The 13,999-nt window shown below is 69.4% G+C and carries 10 protein-coding genes; all 10 read left to right on the top strand.

Features of this window, described 5'->3' with window-relative positions:
• Positions 1-121: 121 nt before the first annotated feature.
• The 10 genes from ACSG06_RS12955 to ACSG06_RS12910 all read left to right on the top strand — a co-directional run bounded on the left by ACSG06_RS12955 (position 122) and on the right by ACSG06_RS12910 (position 13,999).
• Positions 122-1,441, top strand: a complete 1,320-nt coding sequence (locus tag ACSG06_RS12955) for a choice-of-anchor W domain-containing protein (protein WP_440990700.1) — start codon at positions 122-124, stop codon at positions 1,439-1,441.
• A gap of 107 nt (positions 1,442-1,548) precedes the next feature.
• A complete protein-coding gene (locus ACSG06_RS12950) occupies positions 1,549-3,237 on the top strand; it encodes a right-handed parallel beta-helix repeat-containing protein (RefSeq protein WP_440990699.1) in 1,689 nt (562 codons plus the stop codon).
• Between the two features lie 71 nt (positions 3,238-3,308).
• On the top strand, positions 3,309-4,901 hold the full coding sequence (locus tag ACSG06_RS12945) for a SipW-dependent-type signal peptide and vWA domain-containing protein (RefSeq protein WP_440990698.1): 1,593 nt from the start codon (positions 3,309-3,311) through the stop codon (positions 4,899-4,901).
• 95 nt (positions 4,902-4,996) lie between these two features.
• The gene (locus tag ACSG06_RS12940) at positions 4,997-6,799 is read left to right on the top strand and encodes a YncE family protein (protein ID WP_440990697.1); all 1,803 of its coding nucleotides are present in this window, start codon (positions 4,997-4,999) and stop codon (positions 6,797-6,799) included.
• Between the two features lie 88 nt (positions 6,800-6,887).
• On the top strand, positions 6,888-8,525 hold the full coding sequence (locus ACSG06_RS12935) for a SipW-dependent-type signal peptide-containing protein (RefSeq protein WP_440990696.1): 1,638 nt from the start codon (positions 6,888-6,890) through the stop codon (positions 8,523-8,525).
• Positions 8,526-8,620: 95 nt separating this feature from the next.
• Complete coding sequence (locus ACSG06_RS12930) at positions 8,621-10,483, top strand: SipW-dependent-type signal peptide-containing protein (RefSeq protein ID WP_440990695.1); 1,863 nt, start codon at positions 8,621-8,623, stop codon at positions 10,481-10,483.
• Positions 10,484-10,764: 281 nt separating this feature from the next.
• Positions 10,765-12,255, top strand: coding sequence for a hypothetical protein (locus ACSG06_RS12925; protein ID WP_440990694.1), 1,491 nt, complete (start codon positions 10,765-10,767; stop codon positions 12,253-12,255).
• A complete protein-coding gene (locus ACSG06_RS12920) occupies positions 12,255-13,433 on the top strand; it encodes a signal peptidase I (RefSeq protein WP_440990693.1) in 1,179 nt (392 codons plus the stop codon). The genes ACSG06_RS12925 and ACSG06_RS12920 overlap by 1 nt, the downstream gene beginning before the upstream one ends.
• Positions 13,434-13,823 (top strand): hypothetical protein, encoded by a 390-nt coding sequence (locus ACSG06_RS12915; protein ID WP_440990692.1) that lies wholly within the window; start codon positions 13,434-13,436, stop codon positions 13,821-13,823.
• Positions 13,820-13,999 (top strand): hypothetical protein, encoded by a 180-nt coding sequence (locus ACSG06_RS12910; protein ID WP_440990691.1) that lies wholly within the window; start codon positions 13,820-13,822, stop codon positions 13,997-13,999. The genes ACSG06_RS12915 and ACSG06_RS12910 overlap by 4 nt, the downstream gene beginning before the upstream one ends.

The raw sequence follows: 13,999 nt of genomic DNA, 5'->3' as shown, positions 1-13,999 counted from the left end.
ACTCGACCCTCAATTCCGGCGTTCAAGCATGACGTGGCGACGGATAACTACGGGGCTATCCCGAGACCTGTTCGACAACCGAACGCCCCCGCAACCGGCGGGGGGTTCGGGGGGATACACGATGTCAGACAAGAACACACTCGGACTGTCTCGGCGGCGCTTGCTCGGTGGCCTCGGTGCTATCGGTGTCGCGTCGGCGGGCGCAGGACTGGGCACGAGCGCGTACTTCAGCGACACGGAATCGTTCACCGACAACATGATGACAGCGGGGTCGCTGGACCTCAAGGTCGACTACGTCGTCCACGAGGACCAGGGCAGCGCGGGCAGCTACACCATCAACAGCTTCACCGACACGGTCAACGGCAGCTCGGCCGACGTCCCGACGCTCGACGGCGACGGCTCCACGATGAGCCAGGACCTCGACGACATCAAGCCCGGGGACTCCGGCCACTCGTACTTCTGTTTCACCATCGACACCAACCCGGCGTACCTGTGGGCCTGTGGGGAGCTGACCGCGTCGAACGAGAACGGCTACACCGAGCCCGAGCCCGTGGACGACAACGGCGAAGGTGAGCTCGAGGAGGCCATCCAGGCCACGATGAGCTACTGCGAGGTCGACGACGAGGGCGGGCTCGTGAGCACGGGCGAGGAGATCTTCTCCGGGAGCCTCCGCGAGCTCCTCGACCAGCTGCACGGGGGAATCCCCCTCGACGGCACCGGCGACAGCACGGCGATGCCCGGGGGGCAGGCACCCTTCGACGGCAGCGGCGACGACGAGGTCGACAACCCCTGCATCTGCATCGAGTGGGATGTCCCGACCGAGGTCGGGAACGAGATCCAGACCGACGGCATCGAGTTCGACCTCAGCTTCTACGCGATCCAGTCCCGGCACAACGACGGTTCGGAGAACCCCTGCCTCGAGGGCGAGACCGGGCCCGGCTTCTCCAAGGAACGGACCGACCTGGAGCCGACCTGGAACGCCCGAGGCATCATCGCCGACAACGACGACGGCACCGGCGACGCCGGGCTCGCGGAGCTGGACATCCGCGACGCGAGCGACAACGACCTCGGCGACGCCGGTGCGGACTACGAGAACGGCGTCGCACAGGACTTCGAGGTGTCGTACAACGGCGGGACCGCCAGCATCGAACTCGGCGACGACTCGCTGAGCGTGAGTGGCCCGGAACCCACGGACGACGACGTCGCGATCACGGTCAAGACATCGAACGTGGACACGTCCGTCTCGGTCGAGAACGTCCAGGTCAACGGCGCGAGTCCCAGCGGTGCCACGAGCGTGAGCGCGGCCGACGGCGACAGGGCGTACCTGTTCATCGCCGGCGGCGGCATCCGCGACGGCGACTCTATCACCGGCGAGGTGACGTTCAGCTGGACCGGCGACGCACCGACCGGCGAGCGGCTCGGCTTCCGCGTCGACGCCTGATCACCCAGCGCAGTGCTGGGCACCACCCACGCGGGTGCCACGCGCGACGACGTGCGTGACGGCGGTTCGACTCCGCCGGTGGGCCTTCCCTGAGGGGGGACAGAGAGATGACAGGACGATTCGAACTCTCACGACGGAAGCTGCTCGCGGGCGTCGGTGGCGCGGGGGCCGCCAGCGTCGGCGCAGGACTGGGCACGAGCGCGTACTTCAGCGACACCGAGTCGTTCGAGGGGAACGTGGTGACGGCGGGACAGCTGGACCTCGCGGTCGACTGGGAGATGGAGTACGACGGGCCGGGGGCGGTGGAGATGGAGTCCGGCACACTCGACGGCGAGCCCGCCGTCCTCGTCGACCTGAGCGACGTGAAGCCCGGCGATACGGGCCTGTGCACCTTCTCGTTCAGCGTGGTCGACAACCCGGGCTACCTGTGGCTCGGTGGTGGGATGACCGCGAACGCGGAGAACGGACAGCCGGAGCCGGAGGCCCGGGCCGACCTCACCGCCGGCGACATCGGGACCGGGAAGGGCGAGCTCGGGCGCGCGATGGACGCGACGATGGCCTACGACGGTGGCCCGGAACTGTGCACTGGCTCGCTGAAGTCGGTGCTGGAGGACGTGCAGTTCGGGATGAGTCTCGACGCGGACGCGGACACCGGCCCCCGGAACTGCTACCAGCTCGACGAGGGCGACGACATCGTCATGGAGTGGGCGCTCCCCGAGTCGGTGGGGAACCGGGTCCAGACCGACGAGATGGGGTTCGCGGTCACGTTCTACGGCGAGCAGTGCCGCCACAACGACGGCGACGGGAACCCGATGGTCGACGCGGTCGTCCCCGCCGGCGACTCCATCCAGGCGGCGGTCGACGCGGCCGCTCCGGGCGACGTCGTCCAGCTCGCGGCCGGGACGTACGTGGAGCAGGTCGTGCTCGACAAGCCGGTCACCATCACGGGCGCGGGGCCGGGCGCGACCGTCGTCAGGTCGCCGTCGAGCCTGTCGTCCCGGTTCGTCCGCGACGGCGACGACACCCATCCGGTCGTCTCGCTGGAGGCTGGCGGCGCGGAGCTGTGGAATCTGACCGTCGACGGCGACCGGCAGGGCGGCGGGAACCACGAGTTCGTCGGCGTGGGCGCGTACAACGCCGGCGCCCACCTGGGCAACGTCGAGGTGACGAACGTCAGCGAGGACCCGCTCAACGGCGTCCAGCACGGACTCGGCGTCTTCGCGTACACCGACGACGGCGCCGAGCGGACGGTGACGGTCGACGGCTGTGACATCCACGACTATCAGAAGGGTGGCGTCGTCGGCGAGGGTGCGGGGCTCGACCTCTGCGTGACGTACTCGACGGTGACCGGCATCGGGCCGACCGACGAGATCGGGCAGAACGGCGTCCAGGCCAGCGGCGTCGCACAGGCCGCCGTCGTCGGGAACACCATCACGGACAACTACTACACCCCGAGCAGCCAGTCGGCCGGCCTCATCGTGTTCCAGACCGAGGACGTGCTCGTCGACCGCAACGAGCTCCGCGACAACAACAACGGCATCGGCGCGCTGGCGGCGTCGAACCTCACGGCCCGGCGGTGCAACATCGTCGGCAACGACACGGGAGCGCTCGCGATCAGCTCGAGCGACATCGACGTGACCCGGAACTGGTGGGGGGCGCCCGACGGCCCGGCACCGTCGTCGATCTACACTGGCGGCGCGACCGACCCGGTGACTGGCGCGGTCGCGGACGGCAGCGGCGACCCGGTGTTCCAGGTGCACTGGGACGACTACGCGGACAGCCAGTTCGACAGCTGACGACACCGGCCCACTCGGAGCACGGCGGTTCGACTCCGCCGGTGGGTCCTCCCCGAGGGGGGGAGACAACCATGACCAGGGAATTCGAACTATCGCGGCGGAACATCCTCGCCGGCATCGGCGCGGCGGGCGTCGCCAGCGTCGGCGCAGGCGTGGGGACCAGCGCGTACTTCAGCGACACCGAATCGTTCACCGGAAACACGCTCACGGCGGGCGAACTGAACCTCAAGGTCGACTGGCAGCAGTCGTACTACGGGGCGTCCGAGAGCTGGGCGTTCGTCAACGCGCACCCGGACCACGACGGCGACGGCGAACAGTCCATCCAGCTCGACGGGGAGACCTACCGGTACAGCGACGAGAGCCGGAACATCGTCGACGTGCTCACCTGCGACAACTTCGACGAGTCGTACGCCGACAGCTTCGGCGACCAGGACAGCCTGATCTCGTTGGACGACGTCAAGCCCGGCGACGAGGGGGAGGTCACGTTCAGCCTCCACCTCTGTGACAATCCGGGCTACCTCTGGATGCAGGCCGCCAACGTCGAGGAGGACGGCGGCGAGAACCCGGAGCCAGAGCAGGTCGCCGAGGGGGACGCGGAGAACGACGCGAACCTCGCGGAGAACATCGACGCCCGGCTGTGGTACGACGAGGACTGCGACAACCGACTGAACCGGGCGGATATCATGCTCACCATCGACGTCTCCGGCTCGATGCTGTACAACCAGTTCGGCGGCGTCGTCAACAACGACCCCATCCTCAGCTACGACGAGACGACGAAGATCGACCTCGTCGAGGTGGGCGCGAAGAGCCTCGTCCAGGAGCTCATCGATACGGGCGCAGACGTCACGGTCGGCGTGGTGTTCTTCAACGGCTCCTCGGACAACACGCCGCACCTCGAGCTGGCGTCCGGGCTGACGGACGACCTGTCGTCGCTCATCGCGTCCGGTGGGGCGCTCGACGGCCTGCGCCAGACGCTCGCGGACATCGTCGGCGCGGGCACCACCGACCCGTACGCGACCGTCGACATCGCGACCGGGACGTACATCGGTGAAGGTGTCGGGCTCGCGCAGGACGAGCTCGCCGACAACGGCCGGATGAACACGTCGGCGATCAACCTCGTCCTCTCGGACGGGAACTCGTTCTCCGGTGGCGACGGCAACCCGTTCATCTCGCCGACCGACGCGGCCGACGAGGCGCGTGCGGCGTCGCCCGCACCGGCGACCGACCTCTACACCATCGGGGTCGGGGGGGACGCCAACGACGCGGTCCTCACCGAGATGGCGGGGGCGGCGGAGTCGGCCGGCAACGACCCGGCGTACTTCCGGGACGTCGAGATGCCGCTCGACCTCACGGAGACGTTCGCGGAGCTGGCGATGCTGCTGACCTCGGAGGTCGCCTTCTTCGAGGGGAGCCTCGCCGAGATGCTCGCGATGCTCTCGGACGGGAACGGCATGGCGCTCGACGGCGACCGACTGACCGACGAGCGCGACTGCTTCGCGCCCGAGGTCGGCCACTGCATCGGCTTCGCGTGGGAGCTCCCGTCCGACGTGGGCAACGAGATCCAGGGCGACGAGGTCAGCTTCGACCTCGCGTTCTACACCGAGCAGTGCCGCCACAACGACGGCAGCGGACCGAGTGACGGCGACGACGGGATGACCGCCTGAGCGGTCGACGGACGAGGCGGTCGACCCACACCGGTGTCCGCACGCGCGGCGGCGGTTCGACTCCGCCGGTGGGTCCTCCCCGGAGGGGGGTTACGATGACGAGAGACGACATCACACTATCACGGCGGAAGATACTGGCCGGCATCGGCGCGACGGGGATCGCCAGCGTCGGGGCCGGCGTCGGCACGAGCGCGTACTTCAGCGACAGGGAGTCCTTCGGCGGCAACACCCTGGCTGCCGGCGAGCTCGACCTGAAGGTCGACTGGGAGGAGCACTACGCCTACCCGCAGACGTACGGCTTCCCGGACCCGACCGAGGTGCTGGACCACGACATCCTGTACGAGAGCCCCGAAGGCGACGACGGCTACGTCGGCTTCCCCGATCCGGAGAACCCGCACGTCTGGATCCACGAGGACGACATCCCGGCGTACATGGCCGCGACGTCCATCGAGGCGTTCCCGGACCCGGACGACGACGGCCAGCAGGGGTCGGCCGAGAACGACTTCGAGTACGTCCCCTGCGACGACGGGGCGGACCTCCCGATCCACCTCGACCCGAGGGCGGAGGGCGCGCTCCGGACGGACAACGCCGACACCTGGGACGAGGAGGCCGAGACGTACAGACCGCTCGTCAGCCTCGACGACGTGAAGCCAGGCGACTTCGGCGAGCTGACGTTGAGCTTCCACCTCTGCAACAACCCGGGCTACGTCTGGCTCCAGGCGAGCAACGTCTCGGAGTCCGAGAACGGGATGACCGAGCCCGAGATGGCGGTCGACGACGACGACAGCCCGGACCTCGCCGAGAACATCCAGACCGTCTGGTGGTACGACGCCCTCGGCGACAACGTCGTCCAGACCAACTGCGAGGAGACGCTGTACCTCATCGAGAACGTCGGGAGCGGGACCGCCGGCGACGGCCAGACGCCCGACCCCGACGACCGGCCGTACATCTTCGAGGTCGAGCTCTCCGACGGCGTCGCCACGCTCACCGACGTCACGGCGGTCGAGGTCGACGGCATCAGCGCCGGCCACATCGCGGCGGCGTCGAACGGTGACACCATCTACATCGTCGACCGCGACTCCGGCACGCTCGGCGCGTACGACATCGAGGACGACTCGTTCACCAGCCTCGGGACCATCGCGAACCACCCCGGGGGCGTCGTCCTCGTCTCGTTCTCGCCCGGCGGGACGCTGTACATGGCGAGCAACGACACGGACTCGCTGTACGTCGTCGAGGACCTCGACAGCGCGCCGACCGCGACGCTCGTCGGCGACACAGGCATCGACGTGCAGGGCGCGGACATCGCGTTCACGGCGGACGGGACGCTGTACCTCTACAGCAACGGCGAGGGCAGCGGCACCCTCTACACGCTCAGCACGCTCGACGGGACGGCGACCGAGGTCGGCGAGACCGGGATGCAGCTGACCGGACTCGCCGTGCGCGACGCGGGCACCGGCGACCTCGTCGGCTCGGCGACCGACCCCGACGACGAGGTCATCGTCATCGACAAGACCGACGGTTCCATCGTCGACGAGTTCACGATGGAGCGCGACGGCGAGCCCTACGACTACGACTTCGGCGACATGACCGTCGGCCAGATCTGCGGCGAGGTGTTCCACCGCGGCACGCTCAAGGAGGACCTCGCGGCGCTCGAGTCGTCGCCCGTCCCGCTCGACGGCAACCTCGCGACCAGCTTCGACGAGTTCTCCGGCTCGCCGGACAGCCCGGACCGAGAGTGCTTCCAGCCCGGGCTGACGTACTACATCGGCTTCGCGTGGTGGCTCCCGCGCGACGTCGGCAACGAGGCCCAGACCGACTCGGTGAGCTTCGACCTCGGCTTCTACACAGAGCAGTGCCGCCACAACGACGGCTCCGGCTCGATGGGGATACCCGAGTAGGCCGGCGGGACCGACCCACGCGGGTGCCCGAGCGTCGGCGACGGTTCGACTCCGTCGGTGGGTCCTCCCCGAAAGGGGGGGTATGGAGATGGCACGCAGATTCGAACTCTCACGGCGGAAGATACTCGCTGGCGTCGGCGCCGCAGGCGCCGCGTCGGTCGGCGCGGGACTGGGGACGAGTGCGTACTTCAGCGACACCGAGTCGTTCGCGGGTAACGAGCTCGTCGCCGGCGCGCTCGACCTGAAGGTGAACTGGACGGAGCACTACTCCGACTGGTCCGAGGACGAAGCCGAGGGCATCGACACGGTGTCGATGTCGCCCGGAGACGGGCTGACGGGGTTCCCGTCGACGGCCCCGTCGAGCGAACGGATGGTCTACGTGAGCGACCCGGACCAGTTCATGAAGAACACGGCCATCGAGGCGTTCCCGGACGTGCTGGACAACGACGACCCGGGAGCCGGCGACTACGACGGCCACCAGGCGACACTCGACCCGGACGACGCTATCTGTGACCTCCCGGCGGACCTGGACGGCGTCCTGAGCCATCGGTACCGGACGGGTGGAAACCTCGAGGAGGGCGTCACGATTGGAGACCCGCCGAACGCACAGACGACCGCACCGGGGGACCCGCTCGTCTCGATCTCGGACGTGAAGCCGGGCGACTTCGGCGAGGTCACGTTCGGCTTCCACCTCTGTGACAACCCGGGCTACGTCTGGCTGACAGGCGGACTCGACGAGGCGAGCGAGAACGGCTACACGGAGCCCGAGCTCGACTCGGAGAACGAAGACGGCCCCGACGGGGAGACGGTCGAGCTCCTCGACGCGGTGCGCGCGGCGGTCTGGTACGACACGGGGGCAGACAGCGAGTACGGGGCCGACGTCGAGGACGAGGACGACGGCGAGGGGGACAACGTCTTCGGGCCCGGCGAGGTGCTCCTGCCGCTGACCGGCTCGCTCCGGAACGTCCTCTCGATGCTCGAATCCGGGATGTTCCCGCTCGACGCCACGCCGGTCTCGACCGACGGGGACGGGGTCGCCGTCGCCACCGACGCGTCGGTCCCGTCCGTGTCGGGGTCGGTGGCCGCCGGTGACGACCACGTCGACGAGGTCGTCGTCACGGGCGACGACGACCGGTTCGGCGACGCCGCGAGCAACTACCAGTGTGCGGACTACGCGGCGGCGTTCGGTCTCGATGTCGTCGGGACCGAGATACTCAACCCCGAGACGGCGCCCATCGTGCCGGGGACCAGCTACAGCGGCTGTACCACCATCACGGTCGACGCGCTGGACGAGTCGACCGGGACGATAACGCTCTCCTCGAGCGGCCCGGTGCTGGTGGTCAGCGTGAAGGGCGGACCGGACGGCGAGCAGGTGTACGTGTTCAGCGAGCCCGTCGTCCTCGACGGCGCGGTCGTCACGACGCCGGGCGACCACGAGATCAGCAACGTCGACGTCTGCTGTCCGGTCGACGGTGACGACGGTGACGACGGTGATGGCGAAGGCGAGGGTTCGGGTACCCCGTCCCGCGACTGCTTCCCGAACTCGACGACCGCCTACGTCGGCTTCGAGTGGTGGATCCCCGCGGACGTCGGCAACGAGATCCAGGGCGACTCGGTGAGCTTCGACATCGGCTTCTACACCGAGCAATGCCGCCACAACGACGGTTCGGGACCGAGTGACGGCAGTGACAGCGACGGCGACGACGGGACGACCGAGCCCTTGTAGGCCGGCGCGGCACGACCCACGTCGGCACCCGTCCGATCGCGGGCAGACGGCGACGGTTCGACTCCGTCGGTGGGTCCTCCCCGGAGGGGGATACCATGTCAGAGAACCCGATTGCATTCTCACGACGGAAGCTGCTGCTCGGCGTCGGCGCGGCCGGAGCCGCGTCCGCCGGGGCAGGGCTGGGAACGAGCGCGTACTTCAGCGACACCGAGTCGTTCGTCGGCAACGAACTCGTCGCCGGCCAGCTCGACCTCGTGGTCGACTACTACACCGACCGCGAGCAGGGCTCGTACGGCGTCGCGAGCGACCAGGGCGAGGTGAACGGCGACGGCGAAGCGACGTACACGTACGCGGTCGAGGACCTCAAACCGGGCGACAGCGGAACGCTGGTGTTCTGCCCGAAGCTCGTCGACAACGACGGCTGGCTCTGGGTCGGGGGCGACGGCGTCGTCGACTACGAGAACGGCCAGTCCGAGCCGGAGGCGTCGGTCGACCCGTCCGGTGGCGGGAGCATCGGCGGGGAGAACGACGGGATGAGCGCCGGCGAGCTGAGCGACGCCATCGAGGTCGACCTCGCCTACTGCGAGGACGTGGGCATCGCGGACGGGGTCGTCGACATCGGCACCGTCGTTCGCGAGTTCGACAACCCGGACGGCTACAGCCTCGCGGACCTGGCGAAGGACCTGGAGAGCGGGGTCCTGCTCGACGGCGACGGGACGGGGGCGACCGCCGACCCGTACCCCGGCTCGCCCGACGCCGACACCCAGAACGGGCCGTGCCTCTGCGTCGAGTGGACCGTGCCCGAGCACGTCGGCAACGAGATACAGACCGACGCCGTCGCGTTCGGCTTCACGTTCGCGGCGGTCCAGTCCAGACACAACGGCGACCCGGCGAACCCGTTCGTCGACATCACGGTCGGACCCGGCGACGGCTTCGACTACACGTCCATCCAGGATGGTGTCGACGCCGCGAGCGCGGGGGACGTGGTCGGCGTCGCGGCCGGGACGTTCAGCGAGCAGGTCACCATCACGACGGAAGACCTCACCCTGGCGTCGGCACGGGGCGCGATGCCGGTGGTCGAGGGGCCGGGTGGTGGCTCGACGTCGGCGACGATCAGCATCGCAGCCGACGGCGTGACCGTCGACGGCTTCGAGGTGACGAACCCCAGCGGGCTGCTCGGCGTGAAGGTCGAGGAGAATGTCGACGACGCGACGGTCTGCAACAACCTGATCCGCGACGTCGGCCCGACGGGGAGTCTCGGCGTGACCGGCATCGTCGTCGGCAACGGCGACCACCGGAACGTCAGCATCGTCGGGAACACCATCGAGGACCTGTACCAGACCGACGACGGGAGCTTCGCGACGCTCAACGGCATCCTGTTCGACGCGGCCGGCAGCCCGGGCACCGTCACCGACACCCGGATCGAGCGCAACGTCGTCCAGAACCTCCAGAGCACGACCGCACCGCTCGGCATCGTCGTCCAGCATACCGTCGAGAGCATGGAGATCGCGGACAACGTCGTCTCCGGCCTGACCGCCGACAACAGCCTCGGTCCGGGGAGTTTCACCACCTTCGCGCAGGGGCTCAGCGTCGACTCGACCTCGATAACGGGCATGCGGTTCGTCGGCAACGTCGTCGAGGACGTCGTCAGCGAGGACGGTTTCTTCGGCGAGGCCATCAAGCTGGAGCCCGGTGTCGAGGTCGGCGGCATCACCATCCAGGGCAACGACCTGCTGTCGGCCATCGGGCTCAACAACGCCGACGGCGCGAATCCGACCGTGACCGCCGAGGGGAACTACTGGGGTGCGTCCGGGGGCCCGCTGGTCATCCAGAACAACTCCGACTCAGGGACTGTCCCAGTCAGCGGCGGCGGGTCCGTCGACCTCGACACCGTGACCGAGAGCGCCGTCACCGAGAACGTCGACTTCGAGCCGTTCGAGAGCGGCTCGACCGCGTAGTCGTCTTTCTCGCGGCGAGAGCCACCGTTTTGCGACTAGTTATCGTCCCCAAAACAACCGATTACCGTCGTGCAGGAACCGGATACCGTGACGGTATGCTGTCGTTGCTGCCCGGTACGTCGCTCATTCATATCCCCCTGCTTCGGGTACGTTGGCCCACGAACGCAGCCGTCCGGTGGGGGCCGGGCGGGCATGGGGGGGAGACCTGTGAATCCAGGCAAATCCGACGACGACGACGGCCGACCGGGTGGGACAGGACACCTCGCGGGAGGTGAGACATCGTGAGCCGCGAGCGCGCCTCGCTGAGTCGACGGCAGCTCCTCGGGAGCGTCGGCGGCGTCGGCGCGCTGGGCGGCGCCTCGGGGCTCGGGACGTGGGCGCTCTTCGAGGACGGCGAGACGTTCACCGGGTCGCTGGCGGCCGGTGCGGTCGGCGTGACACTCGACTGCGATGGCTGCACGACCGCGAGCGACGGGTCGGTGTCGTTCGACTTCGCCGACCTCGGGCCCGGCGACCGGGGCGTCGAGACGTTCACCGTGAGCGCCGACGCGAACCCGATGCGGGTGTGGCTCCGGACGAACTGCCCGGCGCCGGTGGACCCGCTCGGTGACGCGGTCGAGCTCCGGCTCTTCCACGACGGCGACTGCGAGGGGCCCGCGGCGGGCACCGCGGCCTACCCCGCGGACGGCTCCTGGGTCAGCCTGAACGAGTTCCGGACCGCGCTGCGGGGCGGGCTCCGGCTGGACCACCGCGACGCCGAGGCGTGTCTCGACGGCACGCTCTGTCTCGATTTCGAGTACCGGCTGCCGGACGACGCGACGTGGGCCGCGGCCCTCTCGACCGACCTGACGTTCGAGGTCGTTGCGGAGCAGTGCCGGCACGTCCCCGAGGACGGCGTCGCGTCGCCGTTCCCGCCCGCCGACTGTCCGGAACTGGACTGTCCAGACTGCGTGGACCTCGGCAAGCTGGAGGTCGAGGGCGACCTGCTCATGCCGGGTGTCTACGAGTTCGACGAGCTGTACGCACCGTTCGACGACGGGACGACGTACGCGCTGGAGGTCCTCACGGCGACGAACAAGGCCGACGACGCCGAGGAGGAGACGGTCTGCGTCTCGTTCCGGCTGCTCGCCGGCGAGAGCGGGGACGGTCTCGCAGAGTCGAACGCGCCGGCGATCTGCTCGGTCGCGGTCAAGGGTGGCCCGCTGACGGCGACGTACGACGTGGCCCCGCCGTCGACCCGGACTCGGGGCGAGGTCTGCACCGTCGCCCAGGACGGGGACACTGCACCCGGCGGGCTCCCCGCGATCAGCAACCTCGTCGTCTCGGTCTGCGACGACGGGGAGGACGGTGACGGTCCCGGCGACGACTGTTCCGCCTGCCCGTCTGCGGACGGCGAGGGCGAACGGATCACGCAGGCGACGTTCGGCTACACGGGCCCCGACGACGTCGACGTCGTGTTCGGCCAGCAGTCGTCGGGCGGTTCGTCCGGGGACGACGCACAGGTGACCGGCGTCGAGGACGGCGACTCGTTCACGGTGTCCCTCGGCAGCTCCGGGCGGCCGGACTTCGTCGTGAGCGTGGCCGACGGCGACGCGAGCACCGACCTCTCGGTGCCTGCGCAGTCCGACCCGTCGGTGCTGCACACCAGCTGTTCGCAGGTGTTCGCCGTCGGGATGGAACTCGTAGACGACATCGACAACCCGACGTACAGGCTGACGGTCGAATCGGCGCTGAACGCGGCCGGCGAGAGCCTCTGTGAGGTGAGCGACTGATGGTGGACGCGAGACGCGCGCTGCACGTCGTCGGCCTGCTCGTGCTCATCGTGGTCGTCGTGCCGTTCGTCGTCTACTCCTTCCCCGGCGCCGTCGGCGCGGACCACAGCTTCGTCGTGCTCTCGGGCAGCATGGAGCCCGAGATCGCCCCGGGCGACGTGGTCGTCGTCGACGAACGCTCGACCGACGCCATCGCCGAAGGCGACGTCATCACGTTCGTCAGGGGCGAGAGCGGGAAGCCGGTGACCCACCGCGTCGTCGGTGTCGAGGAGCGTGGTGAAACCACGGTGTTCACGACGAAAGGGGACGCGAACGAGGACGTGGACGCCCAGCCGGTGCCCGCGGGCAACGTCATCGGCGAGGTCACGGTCACCATCCCGTACATCGGTCACGTCATCCAGTTCGCCCAGCGACCGGTCGGCTTCGTCCTGCTCGTGCTCCTGCCGCTCGGGCTCCTCGGACTCTCGGAGGTCTGGACCGTCGTCCGCGACCAGGGTGGCGACGGGGACACCGAGGGCGGCACCGGTGGGGGGACCGTCGCGACGGGCGCGACCGCTGTCGACGCGACGGACGCCCCGGCCACCGGCTCGGCGACCGCCGCCGAAGCGGGAACGGCCGACGAGGGTGAGATCACCCTGACGGCGACGGACCTCACGCTCGCGACCGGCATCCTCCTGCTGGTGGCCCCGTACACGGTGTACGTCGCCCTCCAGCTCCGGAATCCGGTGACGTTCACGGCCGCCTTCGCCGCGGGATTCTCCTTCGTCGGGGTGGCCGGGCTCTGGCTCACTGCTCGACGCGAGGGCACGGACGAGCCAGCTGGACCGCCCGACTCGTCGGACGACGACGGGACTCCCGGCGGAGATGCTGACGGTGGGTTCACCTTCGACGACGGCGGGGAGACCGACACGGACTGGGAGCTCCCGGATACCGACGGCAGCTTCGGATTCGCCGACGACGACGGTGGTCGGGCGGCCGGCCTCAGCGCAACGTTCGAAGACGGGACGGCACCGACCGGTGGCGGGACGACGGCGACCAGCGGCCCCGCACCGGACGCCGACCAGGGCGACGGCGCGTCGGGCGACGGCGGGTTCTTCGACGAACCGGCGACCGGGACCGAGCCCACGGAGACCGACGTGTTCGACGACACCACCGGCGGTCCGGAGGAGGTGGACTGAATGGACCGACGCGCCCTCTTCGCGCTGTGCTGCAGCGCGCTGCTCGTCTCCGCCGCGTACCTCGCCGGCTTCGGGACCGTCGCGACGTTCACCGACAGGGCCACCGCGGACGGGAACGTCTCGAGTGCGGCCGAGTTCGCCGACGACGTGACCGTTGTCGACGCCGCGGCGAACAGCCAGTCGACCAGCGATGGCAGCAGTGCGGACCAGCAGTGCGGGTCGGGAGGAGCGGGTAACGCCGCCGGCAACACAGAGACCGACAGTGCCGGCAACACGTCGTCCGGGGGCGGGCTCGCGGGCTGTGGTGGCAGCGGCGGTAACGACGGGACCGACGGCGGTCGCTACGTCGCACCCGCGGCCCGACCACTGACGGTCGGAGGGCGGCGATGAACGCACCGCCCCACCCATCAGAGCCGTCGACGGCCGACGAGGACGAACCGCGGGGCGGTCGCGCGACCGTCGCGCTACTCGTGCCGTCGCTCCGGGTCGACAAGCGCTCCGTCGTGCTGCTGCTCTGGCTCCTGCTCATCCTCGCGGTACTGTACGGGCTCGTCGTCGGCCACTGA

The sequence above is a fragment of the Haloarchaeobius baliensis genome (assembly GCF_052060055.1).
Lineage (GTDB): Archaea > Halobacteriota > Halobacteria > Halobacteriales > Natrialbaceae > Haloarchaeobius > Haloarchaeobius baliensis.
Note: the sequence above shows the minus strand (reverse complement) of the source record. Positions and strands in the feature narration are given on the sequence as shown.

Excerpts from the sequence above, each read along its gene's own strand:
- ACSG06_RS12955 (WP_440990700.1), top strand. The coding sequence starts at position 122 with ATGTCAGACAAGAACACACTCGGACTGTCTCGGCGGCGCTTGCTCGGT.
- ACSG06_RS12950 (WP_440990699.1), top strand. The coding sequence starts at position 1,549 with ATGACAGGACGATTCGAACTCTCACGACGGAAGCTGCTCGCGGGCGTC.
- ACSG06_RS12945 (WP_440990698.1), top strand. The coding sequence starts at position 3,309 with ATGACCAGGGAATTCGAACTATCGCGGCGGAACATCCTCGCCGGCATC.
- ACSG06_RS12940 (WP_440990697.1), top strand. The coding sequence starts at position 4,997 with ATGACGAGAGACGACATCACACTATCACGGCGGAAGATACTGGCCGGC.
- ACSG06_RS12935 (WP_440990696.1), top strand. The coding sequence starts at position 6,888 with ATGGCACGCAGATTCGAACTCTCACGGCGGAAGATACTCGCTGGCGTC.
- ACSG06_RS12930 (WP_440990695.1), top strand. The coding sequence starts at position 8,621 with ATGTCAGAGAACCCGATTGCATTCTCACGACGGAAGCTGCTGCTCGGC.
- ACSG06_RS12920 (WP_440990693.1), top strand. The coding sequence starts at position 12,255 with ATGGTGGACGCGAGACGCGCGCTGCACGTCGTCGGCCTGCTCGTGCTC.
- ACSG06_RS12915 (WP_440990692.1), top strand. The coding sequence starts at position 13,434 with ATGGACCGACGCGCCCTCTTCGCGCTGTGCTGCAGCGCGCTGCTCGTC.
- ACSG06_RS12910 (WP_440990691.1), top strand. The coding sequence starts at position 13,820 with ATGAACGCACCGCCCCACCCATCAGAGCCGTCGACGGCCGACGAGGAC.